The organism is Kitasatospora sp. CMC57 (assembly GCF_045866025.2).
Lineage (GTDB): Bacteria > Actinomycetota > Actinomycetes > Streptomycetales > Streptomycetaceae > Kitasatospora.
This window is the reverse complement of sequence record NZ_AP035881.2, coordinates 173,463-192,086: the sequence shown is the minus strand read 5'-3', so window position 1 is coordinate 192,086 and position 18,624 is coordinate 173,463. Positions and strand designations below refer to the sequence as shown.

Annotated in this window: 21 protein-coding genes and 2 tRNA genes; 15 read left to right on the top strand and 8 right to left on the bottom strand. The window is 71.0% G+C overall.

The annotated features are described in order from the left end of the window. Positions 1-72 precede the first annotated feature (72 nt). Positions 73-765: an SDR family oxidoreductase gene (locus ACKUU6_RS00875; RefSeq protein ID WP_407986398.1), complete on the bottom strand. Its 693-nt coding sequence runs from the start codon at positions 763-765 to the stop codon at positions 73-75. 160 nt (positions 766-925) lie between these two features. Then, entirely contained in the window at positions 926-1,465 is a 540-nt protein-coding gene (locus tag ACKUU6_RS00870; protein WP_407986397.1) for a GNAT family N-acetyltransferase, read from the bottom strand. A gap of 462 nt (positions 1,466-1,927) precedes the next feature. On the opposite strand from ACKUU6_RS00870, the gene ACKUU6_RS00865 reads away from it, so the two are divergent. The 4 genes from ACKUU6_RS00865 to ACKUU6_RS00850 all read left to right on the top strand — a co-directional run bounded on the left by ACKUU6_RS00865 (position 1,928) and on the right by ACKUU6_RS00850 (position 6,416). Further along, complete coding sequence (locus ACKUU6_RS00865; RefSeq protein WP_407986396.1) at positions 1,928-3,028, top strand: sugar ABC transporter substrate-binding protein; 1,101 nt, start codon at positions 1,928-1,930, stop codon at positions 3,026-3,028. An 85-nt stretch (positions 3,029-3,113) separates the two neighbouring features. Further along, positions 3,114-3,893 (top strand): ATP-binding cassette domain-containing protein, encoded by a 780-nt coding sequence (locus ACKUU6_RS00860; protein WP_407986395.1) that lies wholly within the window; start codon positions 3,114-3,116, stop codon positions 3,891-3,893. Beyond that, entirely contained in the window at positions 3,890-5,155 is a 1,266-nt protein-coding gene (locus tag ACKUU6_RS00855) for a sugar ABC transporter permease (protein WP_407986394.1), read from the top strand. Before ACKUU6_RS00860 ends, ACKUU6_RS00855 begins: the two co-directional genes overlap by 4 nt. A gap of 13 nt (positions 5,156-5,168) precedes the next feature. Next, positions 5,169-6,416, top strand: coding sequence for an ROK family transcriptional regulator (locus ACKUU6_RS00850; protein WP_407986393.1), 1,248 nt, complete (start codon positions 5,169-5,171; stop codon positions 6,414-6,416). 57 nt (positions 6,417-6,473) lie between these two features. On the opposite strand, the gene ACKUU6_RS00845 is transcribed toward ACKUU6_RS00850, so the two are convergent. Then, entirely contained in the window at positions 6,474-6,794 is a 321-nt protein-coding gene (locus tag ACKUU6_RS00845) for a hypothetical protein (RefSeq protein ID WP_407986392.1), read from the bottom strand. 379 nt (positions 6,795-7,173) lie between these two features. Here ACKUU6_RS00845 and ACKUU6_RS00840 point away from each other — a divergent pair. Then, a tRNA-OTHER gene (locus ACKUU6_RS00840) sits at positions 7,174-7,266 on the top strand. Positions 7,267-7,406: 140 nt separating this feature from the next. Beyond that, the gene (locus ACKUU6_RS00835; protein ID WP_407986391.1) at positions 7,407-7,676 is read left to right on the top strand and encodes a hypothetical protein; all 270 of its coding nucleotides are present in this window, start codon (positions 7,407-7,409) and stop codon (positions 7,674-7,676) included. A gap of 357 nt (positions 7,677-8,033) precedes the next feature. On the opposite strand, the gene ACKUU6_RS00830 is transcribed toward ACKUU6_RS00835, so the two are convergent. Then, positions 8,034-8,122: transfer RNA gene (locus tag ACKUU6_RS00830), tRNA-Gln, on the bottom strand. Positions 8,123-8,532: 410 nt separating this feature from the next. On the opposite strand from ACKUU6_RS00830, the gene ACKUU6_RS00825 reads away from it, so the two are divergent. From ACKUU6_RS00825 to ACKUU6_RS00810, 4 genes are all read left to right on the top strand, one after another. Then, complete coding sequence (locus ACKUU6_RS00825; RefSeq protein WP_407986390.1) at positions 8,533-9,096, top strand: papain-like cysteine protease family protein; 564 nt, start codon at positions 8,533-8,535, stop codon at positions 9,094-9,096. A 10-nt stretch (positions 9,097-9,106) separates the two neighbouring features. Next, complete coding sequence (locus ACKUU6_RS00820; RefSeq protein ID WP_407986389.1) at positions 9,107-9,976, top strand: hypothetical protein; 870 nt, start codon at positions 9,107-9,109, stop codon at positions 9,974-9,976. 105 nt (positions 9,977-10,081) lie between these two features. Beyond that, positions 10,082-10,399 (top strand): hypothetical protein, encoded by a 318-nt coding sequence (locus ACKUU6_RS00815; protein WP_407986388.1) that lies wholly within the window; start codon positions 10,082-10,084, stop codon positions 10,397-10,399. A gap of 68 nt (positions 10,400-10,467) precedes the next feature. After that, a complete protein-coding gene (locus ACKUU6_RS00810; protein WP_407986387.1) occupies positions 10,468-10,692 on the top strand; it encodes a PhzF family phenazine biosynthesis protein in 225 nt (74 codons plus the stop codon). 93 nt (positions 10,693-10,785) lie between these two features. Here ACKUU6_RS00810 and ACKUU6_RS00805 read toward each other — a convergent pair whose 3' ends face one another. After that, on the bottom strand, positions 10,786-11,577 hold the full coding sequence (locus ACKUU6_RS00805) for a maleylpyruvate isomerase family mycothiol-dependent enzyme (protein ID WP_407986386.1): 792 nt from the start codon (positions 11,575-11,577) through the stop codon (positions 10,786-10,788). 160 nt (positions 11,578-11,737) lie between these two features. Then, complete coding sequence (locus ACKUU6_RS00800) at positions 11,738-12,850, bottom strand: EcsC family protein (RefSeq protein ID WP_407986385.1); 1,113 nt, start codon at positions 12,848-12,850, stop codon at positions 11,738-11,740. Between the two features lie 268 nt (positions 12,851-13,118). Between ACKUU6_RS00800 and ACKUU6_RS00795 the strand changes: the two genes are divergently transcribed. The 4 genes from ACKUU6_RS00795 to ACKUU6_RS00780 all read left to right on the top strand — a co-directional run bounded on the left by ACKUU6_RS00795 (position 13,119) and on the right by ACKUU6_RS00780 (position 15,094). Next, complete coding sequence (locus ACKUU6_RS00795) at positions 13,119-13,451, top strand: hypothetical protein (protein ID WP_407986384.1); 333 nt, start codon at positions 13,119-13,121, stop codon at positions 13,449-13,451. Continuing rightward, positions 13,448-13,774, top strand: a complete 327-nt coding sequence (locus tag ACKUU6_RS00790; RefSeq protein ID WP_407986383.1) for a hypothetical protein — start codon at positions 13,448-13,450, stop codon at positions 13,772-13,774. Before ACKUU6_RS00795 ends, ACKUU6_RS00790 begins: the two co-directional genes overlap by 4 nt. Before the next feature lie 98 nt (positions 13,775-13,872). Further along, on the top strand, positions 13,873-14,469 hold the full coding sequence (locus ACKUU6_RS00785) for a TetR/AcrR family transcriptional regulator (protein ID WP_407986382.1): 597 nt from the start codon (positions 13,873-13,875) through the stop codon (positions 14,467-14,469). A gap of 46 nt (positions 14,470-14,515) precedes the next feature. Further along, the gene (locus tag ACKUU6_RS00780; RefSeq protein ID WP_407986381.1) at positions 14,516-15,094 is read left to right on the top strand and encodes a DUF4865 family protein; all 579 of its coding nucleotides are present in this window, start codon (positions 14,516-14,518) and stop codon (positions 15,092-15,094) included. 42 nt (positions 15,095-15,136) lie between these two features. Here the strand turns inward: ACKUU6_RS00780 and ACKUU6_RS00775 are convergent, their stop codons facing one another. Next, positions 15,137-16,255 (bottom strand): fatty acid desaturase family protein, encoded by a 1,119-nt coding sequence (locus tag ACKUU6_RS00775; protein WP_407986380.1) that lies wholly within the window; start codon positions 16,253-16,255, stop codon positions 15,137-15,139. 7 nt (positions 16,256-16,262) lie between these two features. Continuing rightward, positions 16,263-17,318, bottom strand: coding sequence for a ferredoxin reductase (locus ACKUU6_RS00770; RefSeq protein ID WP_407986379.1), 1,056 nt, complete (start codon positions 17,316-17,318; stop codon positions 16,263-16,265). 87 nt (positions 17,319-17,405) lie between these two features. On the opposite strand from ACKUU6_RS00770, the gene ACKUU6_RS00765 reads away from it, so the two are divergent. Then, on the top strand, positions 17,406-18,596 hold the full coding sequence (locus tag ACKUU6_RS00765; RefSeq protein WP_407986378.1) for a PucR family transcriptional regulator: 1,191 nt from the start codon (positions 17,406-17,408) through the stop codon (positions 18,594-18,596). The last annotated feature ends 28 nt before the right edge of the window (positions 18,597-18,624 follow it).

Below are 18,624 nucleotides of genomic sequence, written 5' to 3'. Positions count from 1 at the left end.
GCCGTCCACCGCCCGCGAGTATAGTGACGCCCCATCAACTCCGTTGCTGAACAGCACTGTTGAGCCAGGGCTTCAGCCGAGCTGTCCGGTCGGCCGCATGGTGATCTGGTTGATGTCCACGCCCGGAGGCTGGTTGAGGGCGAAGGCGATCGTGTCGGCGATCTGCTCGGGGGTCATCGCGTCGCCGGGGGTGCCGCCGCGCTCGGCCCAGAAGGCGGTGTCCACCACTCCGGGGGCGACGACGGTGACGCCGACTCCGTCCCTGCCGACCAGCAGCCGGGTGTTCTCGGCCAGCGCGTGCGCGGCCCACTTGGTGACCGAGTACAGGTTGCCGGGCGTGTTGCGCACCCCGGCGACGGAACCGATGAACACGATCCGGCCCTTGGACGCCCTCAACTGCGGCAGGGTCTCGCGCACCAGGAGGGCCGGGCCCAGAACGTTGGTGAGGACCATGGCGCGCATGTCCTCGGGAGAGTGGCTCTCCAGGTTGCCGGGCAGCGAGAAACCGGCGTTGGCAATGACGTTGTCCAGCCGACCCCATGCCTGAACCACCCGGCGCACGGCGGCGGCGACGTCCTCCGCCTCGGCGGCGTCGCCAGTGATCGTCAGCAGCCGCTCACCCCCTCCGGCCGAAGCGGCGAAGGCGGCCAGCTTGCCCGCGTCACGTCCGGTGACCGCCACACGGTGCCCCTGCTTGAGGAGGGTACGGGCGGTGGCGGCACCGATCCCGGTCGATCCACCAGTGATCAGCGTGACGGGCTCCATGCAACGGCCTCCTCGGCGGCGTGGTCATCAGTTCCCCAAAACGCCTGCACTATACGTGGGGTGAGCGGCTGTCAGGGTTGTCACGCGCGTACCGACTGCGCTCAGCCACGCTTGTGGTTCGGCGCGGTCCTCAGTTGGATCTGCGCTGTCGAGCACAGGTTCAGTCGAACCGGGTGGCCGATGACCGCACGCCGAACCACTGCTCGGCGCCCCAGGCCTCGAAGCGCTCCGCCTCGGTGAAGCCCAGCTTCGCCGCGAGGCGCATCGAGCTCGAGTTGGCGGTCTGGGTGTAGAGCACCACCGGCTCACCGGGCACCGCGCCGGCGAACCGGTCGAGCGCCGCCGTGCACGCCTCGGTGGCGTACCCGTGGCCCCATGCCTGCGGTAGGAACAGGTAGCCGAGCTCCGTCTCCCCGGCCTCCTGACGGTGGTTGTCCGGGGCGTGGGGTTTGAGCTGGACCGTACCGATCATTGCTCCGTCGAGCTCGACCACGAACCAGCCGGGGCGCTGTCCGGGCACCTCCGGCATCGTGCGTTCGAGCTCGGCGCGCGGCTGAGGGCCACCGAGGTAAGCGTTCACCTCCGGCGAGGCGTTCAGTTCGATGGCTGCCGCGCGGTCCCGGGCTTCGGATGCACGGAGAACGAGCCGCTCGGTCCGTATCGGGGCAGGTGGCCAGGCGGCGAGTCCAAGATCAGTCATGTCTGGCAAGCTATCGCACCCTCGCTGGGCAGGAGGCTCCAATGGCTGTCAGCGGCAGGGGTTCTGACCGTCGGCCCGCAAGGCCTCGTCCCACTCGGTGAGTAGACCAGCCGTCAACGAGCGGTGCGGGGCCGGTCGCTGCACCCGTCGCGCGAGGGTGCGTGTGCCGAAGTGTTCAACCCTGACCCGGCAGTTGCCGGACCGCTGCCCGCCGAGGGCGTCGGCGCCGCTGGGGGTCAGCCGGGCGTGCGGTGATCCGATCGTTACGACGCGGTGTCTGCCCTGGGTCTGGCGGGGTCGTTCCACAGCGCGTATGTTCCCGCTCACAACATTCAATCCGCAGTGCTTTCCCGCACGGTGACCATCGCACCGGTGCCCTGTCTCCCCGCCTCCGTCCGTCACCCCTCGGCACCCCTGTGCCTCCGGCACCGGCTCGGCCGTGCCCCGAAAGGACCTGCCCCCATGTCCAAGAGACTCCTCGCCGCCACCTCCGTTGCCGTGCTCCTGCTGACCGCGGTGACCGCCTGCGCGAGCTCCAGTTCCAGCTCCTCCAACGGCGGGGCGGCCAGCGGCAAGAAGGCGAAGGTCGGCGTGATCCTCCCCGACAGCAAGTCCTCCGTCCGCTGGGAGACCGCGGACCGGACCTACCTCACCGCGGCGTTCAAGGCGGCCGGGGTGGACTACGACATCCAGAACGCCGAGGGCGACAAGCAGGCGTTCCAGACGATCGCCGACCAGATGATCACCAGCGGTGTGGACGTGCTGATCACCGTCAACCTCGACAGCGGCACCGGGAAGGCCGTCCTGGACAAGGCCAAGGCGCAGGGCGTGGCCACCATCGACTACGACCGGCTCACCCTGGGCGGCTCCGCCCAGTACTACGTCAGCTTCGACAACACCGAGGTCGGCAAGCTGCAGGGCCAGGGCCTGTCGAAGTGCCTGGGCGACCTGGGGGCCAAGAACCCCGTCGTCGCCGAACTCAACGGCTCGCCCACCGACAACAACGCCACCCTCTTCGCCGGCGGCTACAACAGCGTCCTGGATCCCAAGTACGCCTCCGGCGAGTACGCCAAGGGCCCGAACCAGTCCGTTCCCGACTGGGACAACGCCCAGGCCGGGACCATCTTCGAGCAGATGTTCACCAGTGCGCCGAACATCGCCGGCGTGCTGGCCGCCAACGACGGCCTCGCCAACTCGGCCATCGCCGTCCTGCGCAAGAACCACCGCAACGGTCAGGTCCCCGTCACCGGCCAGGACGCCACCGTCCAGGGCCTGCAGAACATCCTCGCCGGAGACCAGTGCATGACCGTCTACAAGGCGGTGAAGAAGGAGGCCGACGCGGCCGCCGCGCTCGCCATCGACCTCGCCCACGGGACCAAGGGCAAGGGCACCAGCACCGTCCACGACCCGGTCGGCAACCGTGAGGTCCCCGCCGTCCTGCTGACCCCGGTGGCCATCTTCAAGGACAGCGTCCGCGACGTCGTCACCGACGGCTACGTCGCCAAGAGCGAGCTGTGCACCGGCACCTACGCGGCCCTGTGCACGGCGGTCGGCATCAACTGAGCCGACGTCAGGCCGCACCGGCCCCGCGCATCCGCCGGACCGTGCCGGGCCGTGTACTCCCTACCCCTTCCAGGAGCCAACCCCCATGACACAGCCACCGGTCCTGCGCCTGCGCGGGATCGACAAGAGCTTCGGTCCCGTCCAGGTCCTGCACGACGTCGCGCTGACCGCCCACGCGGGAGAGGTGACCGCGCTCGTCGGTGACAACGGCGCCGGCAAGTCGACCCTCGTCAAGTGCATCGGCGGGATCCACACCGCCGACGGCGGCGAGTACCTGTTCGAGGACCGACCCGTGCAGGTGCACAGCCCGCGCGACGCCGCCGCGCTCGGAGTGGAGATCGTCTACCAGGACCTCGCGCTGTGCGACAACCTCGACATCGTCCAGAACATGTTCCTGGGGCGCGAGCTGCGCCGCGGCCTCGTCCTGGACGAGGCCACGATGGAGGAGAAGGCTGCCGCCACCCTCAAGGCACTGTCCGTGCGCACGGTCACCTCGCTGCGCCAGAAGGTCGCCAGCCTCTCCGGCGGCCAGCGCCAGACGGTGGCCATCGCCAAGGCCGTCCTGTGGAACAGCAGGCTCGTCATCCTCGACGAGCCCACCGCCGCCCTCGGCGTCGCCCAGACCGCCCAGGTCCTGGAACTGGTACGACGCCTGGCCGACAACGGCCTGGCCGTCATCCTCATCTCCCACAACATGAACGACGTCTTCGCCGTCTCCGACCAGATAGCCGCCCTCCACCTGGGCCGCATGGCTGCGCAGGTCAGGACCTGCGACGTGACCCACGCCCAGGTCGTCGAACTGATCACCTCCGGCCGCAGCGGTGACCTGGGCCTCGACCCGAACTCCAAGGGAGCCGCCCTGTGAACGCGCCCGCCCCCGCCGCCTCCCACCGGACCGACCAGCCGGCCGCGGATGCGCCGCCCGCGCCCACCCTCGGCGACCTCACCCGCACCTACGTCGCCCAGCTGCGGGCCGGCGAACTCGGTGCCCTGCCCGCCCTCGGCGGCCTGGTCGTGCTCGGCGTCTTCTTCGCCGTGCTGCGCCCTGTCTTCCTCTCCAACCTGAACTTCGCCAACCTCCTCACCCAGAGCGCCGGCAGCATCGCCATCGCCATGGGCCTGGTCTTCGTCCTGCTGCTCGGCGAGATCGACCTCTCCGCCGGGTACGCCAGCGGCGTCTGCGCCGCGGTCCTGGCAATCCTGCTGACCAACCACGGCTGGCCCTGGTACGCGGCGGTGGCCGCCGCCGTGCTCACCGGCGCAGCCATCGGCCTGCTGCTCGGCACGCTGGTCGCCAAGGTCGGCATCCCCTCCTTCGTTGTGACGCTGGCCGCGTTCCTCGGCTTCCAGGGCATCGTGCTCATCCTGCTCAAGGAGGGGACCAACATCTCCCTCCACGACCCCACCGTCCTGGCCATCGCCAACGACAACCTGAGCCCCGCCCTCGGCTGGATCCTGCTGGCCGGCTGCGTCGCCACCTCCACCGCGCTGCAACTGCGGCGCAGCCGTACCCGGCGCAACCGGGGCCTGCCCGGCACTCCAGCCGCCCTGCTGGCCGCCCGCACCGCCACCATCGCGATCGTCGGCGGCGCGGCGGTGTTCTTCCTCAACGAGGAACGTAGCCGCAACGTCGTGGTCGCCTCCCTCAAGGGCGTGCCCCTGGTCGTCCCGCTTATCGCCGCCCTCGTCCTGGCGGGTACGTTCATCCTCCAGCGCACCCGCTACGGTCTGCACATCTACGCGGTCGGCGGCAGTGCGGAAGCAGCCCGCCGGGCCGGAATCAACGTCCCCCTCATCCGGATCAGCGCCTTCGTGATCTGCTCCTGCCTGGCGGCCGTCGGCGGCATCATCGCCGCCTCGCGCGGTAACTCGGTCGACCCCAACACCGGCGGCAGCAACGTCCTGCTGCTGGCCGTCGGCAGCGCCGTCATCGGCGGCACCAGCCTGTTCGGCGGCCGCGGCCGGGTCGTGGACGCCGTGCTCGGCGGACTGGTCGTGGCCGTGATCCAGAACGGCATGGGCCTCATGGGGTACAGCTCCGGGGTCAAGTACGCTGTCACGGGCTCGGTACTGCTGGTCGCCGCCGGCGTGGACGCCCTCTCCCGCCGCCGCTCCGTCCAACGATGAGGTTCGCGCCCCGATGAAGGCTGGTCCCTCCCAGGAAGAGATCCGCCAGCACAACCTGGGCGTCCTGCTACGCCACGTCCACCTGGGCGGGCCCACCTCACGCGCCGACCTGGCCGCCCGGATGGGGCTCAACCGCAGCACCATCCTGGCGCTGGTCAGCGACCTCACCTCGGCCGGCCTGGTCCACGAGGAACTTCCCACCATGACCGGCCGCGCCGGCCGTCCCTCCCTCGTGGTCCGGCCCCGGCCCACCCGCGCCCACGTCCTGGCCCTGGACGTCGGGGTCGAACGCCTCACCGTCGCCCTGATCGGGCTCGGGGGAGTGTTCCTGGACCGTCGCGAATGCGCCTGGCCCCCGACGCGCCCCCAGGACCCCGCGGAGGTGGCCGACATCCTGGCCGGCTACGCCCGGCAGATGCTGGCCGCAGCCCCTTCGGGAAGTTCCTGCGTCGGGGCCGCCGTGGCGGTGCGGGGCATCATCCGCCAGACGGACGGACGGGTGAGCCTCACCCCCAACATGGGCTGGAAGGACGTCGACTTCTCCGCGGAACTCACCCGGCGGCTCGACCCGCGCACGCCCGTCCTGGTCGCCAACGAGGCCAACCTCGGTGCCCTCGCCGAACACCGGCGCGGCGCCGGCCGCGGCAGCCAGAACCTCATCTACCTGCACGGCGAGATCGGCATCGGCGCGGGCATCGTCATCGACGGCGAACTGCTGCGCGGCCACCACGGCTACGCCGGCGAGATCGGCCACACCACCGTCAACCCCCACCATGGCCGGCCGTGCGGCTGCGGGGCCCGGGGCTGCCTGGAAGCCGAGGCGGGCGAGCGCGCCCTGCTCGAAGCCGCGGGCCGTGACAGCCACCTCACCGGCACCGACGCGGTACGGGCGGTGGTCACCGCCGCCGACCGGGGTGACGTCACCGCCCGCGCGGCCCTGCAGCGGGTCGGGGACTGGCTCGGCATCGGCGTCGCCAATCTCGTCAACCTCTTCAACCCGGACCTGATCATCTTCGGCGGCACCCTGCGCGACGTCTTCCTCGGCTCGGCCGCCCAGGTCCGCAGCCGCGTCAACACCAGCGCCCTCGCCGCCTCCCGCGCGGACCTGCGCCTGCGGGTCAGCGAACTCGGCAACGACACCGTCCTGATCGGCGCTGCCGAACTCGCCTTCTCCGAACTCCTGTCACGCCCCCTGGTGACCCTGGGCCACGCCTCGGAGCCGCTTCCCGTCCGGGCTGCGGGGGCGGATCCGGCGTCCTGACCACGTGCGCCGGAGCGGATGGTCGAGGGCCGACGGTTTTTTGGAAGGGGGTCGGCGCTACGGCACGAGGGGGCCGATCGCGATGGAGGTGTACCGAACCGGGCTGCTGCCGCAGTTGGCCGTGGCGGTGCCGTCGCCGAGGCGCAGCCCGCTGGTGACACTGATACCGGACTCGCAGGTGGCGTGCACGGCCCAGGCACGCCTCGGTTCGATGCCGGAGCAGACGCCGACCCCGAACGGGCCGGAGGGGTAGGCCGTACACCAGCCGCCGTTCGGGCCGGGGATCCACGTGGACTCGGCGTGCGCGGCGGACGGGGCGACCAGGACACCGGCGGAGGCCAGGAGGACGGTCATCAGCAGTGCGGCGGTGCGGCGCATCGAGGTGGTCCTTTCGAAAGCGGTCGGGCACGGAGATCCGCGGATCGGGCGAGCGGAACGACGGCCCAGGGCTGTGCAGGACGGGTGAATCCTGCGGGGATCGTGTGATGACTGTCAACGGGCGATGACATGGACAGGCGAATACGCGCCACCTTTACCAGGCGGCAGCCACCGCCCTGAGGTCGCGGCCCCGCAGCACCCGGGCTCGGATGGGGGGCGACGGCGTGCCGGTTCGCGGCGACGCCCTGCCTCCCGGCAGGCAGGGCGCGGCCGCCCACCGGCCCATCAGCGCCCCGTCAGCCGTAGGTCAGGCCGCCGTCAGCGTTTGCGGGCACAGTGGTGTCACGCCGAAGGGGCAGCGCACCGCCCCCGAGGCTTGGGAGAGGTGCCCGGAGTGGCTGATCGGGTGCCTGGCCGGTAACGGCCGAGCAGGGCCTCCGGGTCCACGCAGGTTCGAATCCTGCCCTCTCCGCCCAGCTCATCCCGGGCTCGCTCGACCGGTTCCGCCTTCAGTCGCAGGATGGCGCCCTCGGGTTTGCGATGCCGGGGGTGGGTGACACGTAGAGCATGGGTAGCTACGTAATCACAGTCCCCGGGACAGTCCAGCGACCGGTGGGGGAGGAGGCGCGCCACGCTCTGCTGGCCGTCGTGCACGGCGCCGACCCCGACGAGGTCGGCGCGGAGGTGCCCGACCTCGACGTGTTGACCCTCGACGAGCCGGAGGGAACGTTCGTCCTGCGCCTGGAGGTCGAAGCCGCAGACCGCACCGCCGCCGGGGAAGCGGCGTTGGGCCTGGCCCGGCGGGCTTTCGCAGCGGCCGGGTTCGAGGAGAGTGCGGTGGCTGTTGGTATGCCGGTGGTCACGGGCATCGACGTCGGCTGATCTTTCGGACGCGCTGGTCCTGGTCGCTCCCGGGCGGCGCGTTCGTGATACCTGCTGCTGGAGATGGCCGCCGTCTCAGGGGAGCGGCCGATCCCCTTGTCCGCTGTCCCCGCTCGGCCCGGCAGGCCCTCACGCGTACTACCGGCCATACTGGATGGGAACTTTGACGGTATGCCAGGTTTGTTCTGCGGGAGAGCGGTCAGACGAAAGAGCGGGTAGCGGTTCCGGGCGTCGACCCCCCCGGATGCTCGGGACCGCACCCTCGCGCAGACTCGGCCGCCGCAGGCTCCCCCCGCCCGGCGGCCGGGGTATGCCGGGCATTCCGGGCCGCTGCTTCCTGGCCGGCCGTTGCTGTTGCGGAGAGGGCAGGATTCGAACCTGCGTGGGTCTGAACCCGACCAGAGCCAGAGCCCCGGCCCCCGATAAGCCGCTCCGGGCACCTCTCCCAACGTTTGCGGCTCGGTTTCCCGTGCCGTTTACATGGACAACAGTGCCCGGTCCTCCTGATATCCGGCTGACCCCCAGCTGACGTATGCCACCATGAGCCTTCGTCGCGCTGGACGGGCCGACGATGCCCACGCCGCCGCTCGCCGAAAGGGTCGGTCGGCCCTGATCCACAACGGCACAGTGTCGGGCCGCGATGTCCCGGGCGGGCACCCTCATTTCCGTATGGTCAGCCGACTGCCATATCTGGCGCCCTTCCGTATGGCAGGTGCCGCTGGGCCGCTGCAAATATGACGATTCATCCCTTGGATTGATGGTTTCTGCACTTACTGTCTTGGTCCTGCCAATTCGTGCTGTCATTGCTCTGCCAGATCCCCCGGCACGCATCGCACTTTCGCGGGAAGGCAGGAAGATGGGCAGATCCACGTTCGCGGCCACGGCGGCGGCCGTCGCACTGGCGGTTTCGGCGCTGGTCGCCGCCAGTGGCAGCTCGGCCCACGCCGAGGCGGGGCAGGACAACATCGCCATGTACAAGCAGGAGAAGTCCCAGTGGTGTTGGGCCGCCTCCGGACTGACGATCGCCAAGTTCCAGGGCTACGGCAGCACGCAGACGGACTTCTGCGACCGGGCCCATCCCTACTACGGCTGCAACAACCAGCCCGCCACGCTCGACGACATGGCCAGGGGGTGGAACAGCCTCGGGATGACCCATCCCGGCTCCGGCCTGAGCAGCGCGGCCACGTTCAACCAGGTCTACACCGACGTCAAGGCAGCCCGGCCGGTCGCCGCCCGCATCGGGTGGACGTCCGGGGGTGGCCACATGAACGTCGTCTACGGCTTCGACACGTCGAACAGCACCATCGCCGTCGCCGACCCGTGGCCGGACACCGCCACCTACACGTGGTGGAACTACAACGACTACGTCAGCAACAGCTCGTTCAAGTGGACTCACTCCCGGATCGGCATCTCCCGTTAAGGCAGGCGGCATGCACGGAACACGAACGACCAGCCCGCGAGTGGCCTCCCGCCGCTCCCGCCTGACCACCGTCCTGGTACTGGGCGCGTCCGCACTCCTGTCCGTCGCCGGTCCGGCCCAGGCGCTGGAGCCCACGGACCCGCTCCCGGCGGACATTCCTGACTACCGGGCCGCCCTCGACCTGGTGAGGTCGGCCGACGTCCGCAACGCCGTCTGCCGCTTCCTCGGCGTTCCGGTACCCCAGGGCGACGGAGCCGGGGCGCCGCAGGCGATCCCCGACAAGGCCGACCCCTGCGAGGGAATGCCGGCGTTCACCGTGAAGGACCCGCTGGCCCTGAACGAGGTCGCCCCCGGTTTCGTCGCGGGGACGTCGCTGCCGACCGCCACGGAGGCGGTCAAGCTGAGCTATCTGGTCGCCGCACTGGACGTTCCGGTCAACGGGCGGAACGTCACCGTCATGCTCGCTTCCACCGAGGGTGGCGGCTGGCACCTGGCGGCCCTGCGCGACGGCGACAGCGACGCCACGTACGCGGGCAAGGCCACGGTGGGCACCCTGGTATTCACCGAGCCGCAGATCCGCGGTTGGTACCAGCTGAAGCTCACCACCGTCGAACCGCTCAACGACCAGGCACGGCAGGGTCTGAACGGTCAGTCGTCGGTTTCGCTGAGTGGCTATCAGAGGCTGGTCAAGGCCCGCTATGCCGACAAGCTGCCCGGTTCGGAGTACGACACCGCAGGCATGTCCAGCGGCTACGGCGTCGCCACGAGCGCGGAGGCCGCCTCGCTCTCGACACCCGTGCTCGTCGGTGGTTCGAGCGCGGTCCTGGCGCTCGCGGGTGGCGCCTTCGCCTTCCGCCGGAGGCGCACCACCAGCGGCTGAGTCCGGCCCCTCGCCCTGGCCGAAGGGCGGGGCGAGGGGGCTTCACCGCAGGAACGTGACTGCGGGAAAGGCCGGGGACGGCCCGTCGAGCAGGTGCCCCGGGCGGTGGCGCAGGTGCTCGTCGAAGAACGCGAGCGGGTACGCCTGCTGGATCTGGACCGCTTGGTCGGGATCGAGGGAACCGATCACGTCCTGGAGCTGCTGCCTACTGACGGCCTGTCAGCCTCCTTCGACCCGGGCCAGGTCAGCCTGCGCGAGGTCCGAGGCCCCGAACTGGAGGCGGTCGCACAGGGCCTCGGACTGACCCCGGCGGCGGTTGCCGGGGACGCCTGCGTTGCGTCGAAAGGGCGGCCGAGGCTTCTGCTGCCCGTCCGGTCCCGGCCCGTGCTCGCCGGACTTCCCCCTGCTGCGCACGGCCTGTGACCGCCACGGCCTGCTGGGCTGCTAACGCCTACTCGCCCCCCGGACCGGCACGGCCGGACAGCAGCCAGGTGTTCGCGCCGTCGATCGGCGTCCCCGAGGACATCGCCAACGCCAACAGCATGGCCTGCTTGGCTGCGCGCACGGCCGGATCGGGAGCGGACCGCCTCACCGTCGACATGGGTGACCACCTCGGCCGTCCGTCGACCGTCACGGCGGCCGTCCACCATGACGGCCTGGAGCGCCGGATCCGGGTCGGGGGCCGAGCGGCGATCGTACGGACTCTCGTGCGCTGAGGCCTGTGGCCGTGCGGGCCGGCCCCCGTGGAGACCGGCCCGCGGGCTGTCGGCCGGTGCGGCCAGCGCGACGCGTCGGGTGCTCGACCGGGCTCAGAACTCGGAGTTGGCGAACCAGCGCGCCAGCAGCTCCCGGTCTCCCGTGTGTTCGAGGACCGCCGCGTCGAGGGGCAGGCGGCCGTAGACGAGCAGCAGCAGATCGGCTGCGGTTCCCTGGACGGCCGCATCAGGGGCGTCCGCTCCTTCGCGGGCCGGGTCGAGCCCGAAGCCGTCGGGCCGCAGCCGGATCAGCCAGTCGCCGTCCCCGTCGGTGGAGCGGAACCGGATGGTCTCGCCGTTGCCGCGCAGGTTGGCCACCTTGGGGGCAAAGAAGGTGGCGGAAGGCAGGTTGACCAGGAACTCGTCGACGCCGTCGACCGCGAGCGCACGGTCGATTTCGGACCGGATCCCCAATGCCTGCTCCGCGTCGACCCGGTGCAGCAGGGTCTCGAACAGCATCCGTCGCGCCCAGAACCTGGCGTGCGGATCGGCGCCCCACGCCCACATCGGGGTGTCAGGGTCGGTCGCCGCGAACGCGCCCGCCGCCTCGGTCGCGCTGTCGGCCAGCCAGGCGGCCCAGCCGTCCGCCCGCTCCGGCAGCCGCAGGTCGACGTCGCGGCTGCGCGGGGGCTCCTGGATGCGCGTGCGCAGCAGGACCGAGAACCAGCGCTGCACGCTACCGGCATGCCGGACCAGGTCGGCCAGCGTCCAGCCGGGGCAGTTGGGCACCGGGGTCGTCAGGTCGACGTCCGTGACAGTCGCCACGAACCGGGCGGTCTCGGCCGCGACGGCGGCGCGGTGGTCGACCGGGGACGGCCCGGGGGTGGGACTGTCAGAGGTGTTCATCGTGTCGTGCCTCTCGGAAGATTGACGGTTCTGACGGTGCCGTACCGGGAGCCCGCATGTCGTTCTACCCTGCACGGTCGGTCGAAGCCAACTCCGGACCGTGGCGTCAGCCTCGCGAAGGTCAAGCCCACTGAACGGCGCACCGGGACCACCCGGTGGATCAGGGAACGTCGGGGCCGCCTGCCTTGGCGAGTTCGGCGAGGACGCTGATCGGCTCCTCGGCGGAGTCCACGCCCTCCTCGTCTGCGTCGAGGAACGAACCGGTGGCCTCCTGCTCGCCGAGATGCGGGTACTTCTCGATGAGGAACCGGCGCCGGTAGGCCAGGCCGGCCGTGTCGACGATCCGTTCCAGCATGGACCAGTTGAAGGTGCTGCCCACGAGGATCCCGACTCCGGGAACGACCTTGGCGAGGCCCTTCTTGGTGAGCCGTACGCCGAATGCCTTGGAGAACTGCACGGAGACCTGGGTGACCAGGGACTCGCTCAGGACATCCCAGGTCTTGCCACGGACGAGTGCCTGGGTGAGCCGGGATATGTCGGCCATCGCGGCGGTCTTCGCGGAGGCCGTGCCGGCCGTACCGGCGTTGACCACGGACATCACGAACAGCTTCTCGGCGGGCGATTCCGGGTCGTAGCCGTAGGACAGCGACACATGGCCGACCACCCGGGAGGCCAGTCCGAGGACGATCGCGGCGTCGCCCGCGAGGGCGCCCACGATCATGCCTCCCGAGGGCGCTGCCGCAGCCCCCGCCGAGGCGGCGACGACCAGCTCCCCGCCCGAGATCACCAGCCCGGCCGTCGCTCCCGAAAGCGCTGCGGCGGCCGGGTAGTACCAACTGGCCGCGCGCCCCCGGGCCGCATCGACCTGCTCCAGGTCGAGTCGGCGAAGGTCGGCCAGCGAGGTCACGTCGTGGCCGCGCTTCTGGTGGTGCTTCACCACCCGTGCCGGGGTCAGCCCCGCACGGGACAGCCGCCCCACCGTCTGCCGGGTGGACTGGACGGCCGCGCCGCTCCAGCCGGGCAACGCGTCGGTGGCCCCGCGCGCGGCGGTGCCCGCCTTCTGTGCGCCCTTGGCGATGATCTCCTGTCCGCGTGTCACGGCGGAGCGGGCCCGTGGGTGCTTCTCCAGCCCCATGGCCGCGCGCTTGCCGAGTTTCGCTGCGCCGGCAGCGAGTTGTTCACCGGCTTCGCCCATCGTCCGGGACAGCGGACGGCCCCTGAAATTCTGGATGTCACGCCACGCTTCGAGCTCGTAGGCCGAGGGTTCAGTCACACGGAGATCGTAGGTCTGCCGCACGTGCCGCGACGGGGAGTTGGGGAGTTCTCCGGGAATCGGTGCCGCCTGCCGGCCCCGGGGGCTTCGCCGTCGAGACCAGCAGTCACCGTAGCGGTCCAGTCCACGGCGCCTACCGGCGCGATCGCGACCACCGTCGCGGACGGATCCCGGGTACGGTCCCGTCACCCGACCGGAAGCGGCTACCGTCGTCAGCACAGGCCCGGCCCGGGGCCGGGACAAGCCGACACGGAGAGGGATGGTGGGGATGAGCGCCCAGCCCGCCGAACACAGCGGAGGCCACCTCGGGCTGCCGCCGATGGACACCGTCCAGGAACTGCGCGCCGCACTGCGGGCCGGTCACGGCTTCCCCGGCGACGCCGAACACCTCGACGCCGAGCTCGCCGAGCAGCTGCTGCGCCGGGTCCCCGTCGACCAGGTCGCGGAGGTCCACGAACTCGGCACCGTGGTCGACCTGGTCACCGTCGCCGAGATCCTCGCCGCCTACCGGGGCCGGGTCCACCTGTCCGCCGACCGCGAGGCCACCGCCGCGACCGACGAGGTCGTCGCCGAACTGCTCGCCCGGCAGGGCGCCGAGTGAGCCACCCCGACCGCCGGGACGGCGAGGTGGTAGCCGTCGTCACCGACCGAGCCGCGCAACGGGCCAAGGAGATCGGCGCCGACGACGCCCTGGAGCGCCTGCGCCGCGAACTCGAACACCAGCCGCGCCTCGGACGGCTGATCCGCACCGTCACCGAAGGCGGCCAGCGCGTCGAGCTGTACTCCACCCGGATCGAAGCCGACCCCGCTCTCGGCCACCCCGCCCTCAACGTCGTCCACGCCTACGCCCCCGCCCCGCCGTGGCCCCCGACCGTGCGCATCGCCGCCGTCGTCCCCGAGGACCCGCCCCGTCCCGAGCTGTAGGGAACGGGCCGGGCTCGCTCGTACCCCGCTACTCACGGGCGGAGCCGGTGGACGTTCAGGAGTGGCCTTCTGTACCTACTGGTATGTACAGTGAGCTCATGGCGACCCAGGAGCGGCTGATCGAGAGCACCCAGGAACTCCTCTGGGAGCGCGGCTACGTCGGCACCAGCCCCAAGGCGATCCAGCAGCGGGCCGGCGTCGGGCAGGGCAGCATGTACCACCATTTCGACGGCAAGCCCGATCTCGCGGCCGCCGCCCTGCGGCGCAGCGCCGAGGAGATGCGCGCCGTCGCCGAGGAGCGGCTGGCCGGGCCCGGTACCGCCTACCAGCGGATCGAGGCGTACCTGCTGCGCGAGCGCGAAGTGCTGCGCGGCTGCCGGATCGGCCGGATGGCGCAGGACCCCGAGGTGGTCGCCGACCCCCGGCTGCGGGCCCCGGTCGAGGAGACCTTCGACTGGCTGCGCGGCCGGATCGCGGAGGTGATCGCCGAGGGCCGGGCGGCCGGCGAGTTCGGCGACGGCGCCGACCCGGCGGACGCCGCGGCCGCCGTGGTCGCGGTCGTCCAGGGCGGCTACGTGCTGGCCCGGGCCGCCGACAGTGTCGAGCCGTTCCGGCAGGCCGTACGTGGAGTCCTCGCCCTGCTCGCCGGCCTGAAGACGCCGGCGCTCAACGCGTCGGGCAGAGACGGGTCCTAGCCTCCGTACCCCGCAGACAACACCCTCCCGACCGGAGAGGACCACCGTGCACGCGATGCAGTACGAGATCACCCTGCCCGCCGACTACGACATGGAGATCATCCGCAAGCGGGTCGCCACCAGGGGCCACCTGATGGACAGCCACCCCGGGCTCGGCCTGAAGGCGTACCTGATCCGCGAACGCGGCGACGGGAGCGGTTCGCCGGTGAACCAGTACGCGCCGTTCTACCTCTGGCACACCGTCGAGGGGATGAACAGCTTCCTCTGGGGCCCCGGCTTCCGGGGCATCGTCGCCGACTTCGGCCGTCCGGTGGTCCGGCACTGGCTGGGTGCCGGGTTCCGAACCGGCCCGGCCGTGGACGCCGTGCCGCTCACCGCCACCCGCCGCATCGAACCCATCCCGGAGGGCACCGACCCCGCCGAGGCGGTCGAACGGGCACTCGCCGAGCTGCCCGACGGCGAGGCGCTGCACAGCGCCGCCGTCGCCGTCGACCCCGACCGCTGGGAACGGCTGCGCACCGCCCTGTGGCGGGGGAGCGCGCCTGAGCAGGACGGCACCCGGTACCAGCTGCTGCACCTGTCCCGTCCGGGACTCCACGAGCTGCCGGCCGGCCGGCACTGGTGAAAGGACCCGTCGCGATGGCCCACCCGGGTTCAGTACCGGGAATCAGGCCGCGACGAGCTCCTGCTTGCGGTCCGGCGTCTTCGCCTTGGGTTTCCGGTTCGGCAGGGAGAGACGGAAGACCTTGTGCCAGGCGGAGAACACCTGCTTGGGCAGCGGTCCGGTGACGTACTCCAGCTCGTACTTGTCGAACAGCGCGCGCACCTTCACCGCGACCTCGGCGTACCGGTTGCTCGGCAGGTCGGGGAAGAGGTGGTGCTCGATCTGGTGGGACAGGTTGCCGGTCATGAAGTGCATGGCCTTGCTGCCGCTGATGTTCGCGGAGCCCATCATCTGGCGCAGGTACCACTGGCCGCGCGTCTCGCCGTTGATCGACCGGCGTTCGAAGACCTGGACGCCTTCGGGGAAGTGCCCGCACATGATCACGGAGTGGGTCCAGACGTTGCGAACCACGTTCGCGGTGAAGGTGGCGGCGAGCGTGGTGAGGAAGGAGGGGCCCGACAGCAGCGGGTGGATCACGTAGTCCTTGAGCACCTGCTTGCGGATCTTGCGGCCCACCGCCCTGGCCCGCGCGCGGAACTCCGGGTTCTTGCGGCGGCGCTTCTGCAGGTTCTTGCCGAGCTCCAGGTCGTACGCGGCGATGCCGTACTCGAAGAAGCAGGCGTTGATGAAGTTCCACAGCGGCTGGCCGAGGTGGAACGGATGCCACCTCTGGTCCTCGTCGACGCGCATGATGCCGTAGCCGAGGTCGTTGTCCTTGCCGATCACGTTGGTGTACGTGTGGTGCAGCTCGTTGTGCGAGTGCTTCCACTGGTCGGACGGCGAGACGTGGTCCCACTCCCAGGTGGTGGAGTGGATCTTCGGGTCCCGCATCCAGTCCCACTGGCCGTGCAGGACGTTGTGGCCGATCTCCATGTTGTCCATGATCTTCGCCACGGACAGGCCGGCGGTGCCGATCAGCCACGCGGGCGGGAAGATCGAGAACAGCAGGACGGCCCTGCTGGCCAGTTCGAGCTTGCGCTGCGCCGAGATGACCTTGCGGATGTAGGCGGCGTCCTTCTCGCCGCGGTCGGCGAGCACCTCGTCGCGGATCGCGTCCAGCTCGCGGCCGAGCTCCTCGATCTGGTCCGCGGTCAGGTGGGCGGTGGGGTCGGTGGCGGTCACGGTGCTCCTACCGTTCGAGGTCGCAGGGGCCCGCCGCGGCGGACACGCAGGTCTGGATGAGGACGCCCGGCTCGGCCTCGGTGATCTCGCCGGTTCGCAGGTCACGGACGGCGCCCGCCTTGAGTGGCGTGACACAGCCGAAGCAGATGCCCATCCGGCACCCGGAGGGCATGAGCACCCCGGCCTCCTCGCCGACGTCCAGCAACGGCGTGGCGCCGTCCGCGTCGACGGTCCTGCCGGTGGCGCTGAACGTGACCTCGCCGCCGTCGCCGGCGACGACGATGCGGGGGCGGAAGCGTTCGACGTGCAGGCGCTCCTGGGCGCCGTGCCCGGTCCAGTGCTCTTCGGCGGCGTCGAGCAGGCCCGTGGGCCCGCAGGCCCAGGTCTCGCGCTCGGCCCAGTCGGGCACGAGTTCCTCGAGACGGGCGAGGTCGAGCCTGCCGTCGGTGTCGGTGTGCACCTCGGTGAGGCGCAGCTTCCCGTCCGCGACCAGGCCGTGCAGTTCGGCGCGGAAGATCACGTCCTGCGGCCGGGGCGCGCAGTGGACCATGACGGCGTCCTCGAACTCCGTGTCGCGCAGCATGCCCATCACGGGCGTGATGCCGCTGCCGGCCGTCAGGTAGAGCACCTTGGCGGGCTCGGCCGGCGGCAGCACGAAGTCACCGGCCGCCTGGTCGAGCTGGACCAGCGTGCCCGGGGTCGCCCGGTGGACCAGGTGGTTGCTGACCTTGCCGTCCGGGATCGCCTTCACGGTGATCGTGACGCGGCCGTCGCTGCGGTGCGTCGGCGAGGTGATGGAGTAGGTGCGCCACAGGCGCGTGCCGTCGACGTCGACGCCGATCCGCACGTACTGACCGGCCGTGTGGCCGCGCCAGCCCCGTCCAGGCCTGATGACGACGGTCGCGGCGTCACCGGTCTCGAGGTGCACGGCCTCGATCCGCCCGCGCAGGTCGGCGCCCGCACGCAGCGGGCTGACCAGGTCGAGGTAGTCCGACGGCAGCAGCGGCGTCGTGACCATCTCCAGCAGTTTCCACGCCCTGCTGCGGAGGGCTGTACTCGTCATGACTCCAGCTTGCTGCGCCTCAGGGCGTAAAGTCCTGACCGTAGGACGTAAATTCGGTCAGCTGAATTGTTCGCAGGGAACAGAGACGTGAGCCATGTAATCCGGAGGGCCAGTGAACTGGTCCTGGACGAGACGACGGTCACCGCGCTCCGGGCCGCGCTGAGGACCACCGCCGACGAGGTCGTCGAGGCGATCATCGACGAGGTCCCTCCTTATGCCAACGCCCTCTCCGGCCGTATGGGCGACACCATCCGCCGATCCGTCCGCACCGCTCTGGGGCACTACCTGGACCTCGCGAGCGGGCACGCCACGGGCGGCGACGCCGGTGCCGCGGCCTACGAGCTGGGCCGCGGCGAGGTGCGCGACGGCCGTTCGATGGACGCCCTGCTCAGCGCCTACCGCGTCGGCGCCCGCGTGGCCTGGCGTGGCCTGGCAGCCGGTGCCGTGCCCGCGGGTCTGCCGGCCGCCGAGGTCGCCAAGTTCGCCGAGCTGACCTTCGCCTACATCGACGAGCTCTCCGCCGCGAGCGCCGCGGGCCACGCCGACGAACTGGCCTCCCAGGGCAGGGCCCACGAGCGCCACCTGGAACACCTGGCCCGCGACCTCCTCGCCGACGCGAGCCCGGACGTTCTGCTGGCCTCGGCTCAACGGGCCCGGTGGCAGCCCCCGGTCTCGCTGACCGCGGTCCTGCTACCCGCCGCCGAGACCCGGCCCGCCTACCGCGCGCTCGACCCGGGCACTCTCGTCCTCGAGGATCTGCCGGACGCCACCGGTGTGCTGCTCGTCCCCGACGCGGACCGGTCACACCTCCTGCGACAGCTGACCGACCGCACCGCCGTGGTCGGCCCGGCCCGGCCGTGGACCCGGGCGTCCGCCTCGTACGCACGAGCCGTACGCGCGCGCTCCCTCTCCTCCGACATCCGCGACACCGAGGACCACCTGCCCGAGTTGGTGCTGAGCGCCGACGCGGACGCGTTCGCAGACCTGCGGGCCCGGGCCCTCGCACCGTTGCGGGCCCTGCCTGTCGCGACCGGACGGCGGCTGGAGGAGACGTTGCGGGCGTGGCTGCTGCACCAGGGCCGGCGGGAGGAGGTGGCGGCGGCGTTGTTCGTCCATCCCCAGACGGTCCGCTACCGGATGTCGCAGCTGCGGGAGCTGTTCCCGGACCTCGCATCACCACATCGGGTCCTTGAACTGACACTGGCGGTGGGCGGAGTGGCGCCACGTGGCCGCCGTCCTGGGAAGGACGTCAACAGCCCTTCAAACGAAGCTGTTTGACGTTCCGTCAGCTCATCTCGGCCGAGGG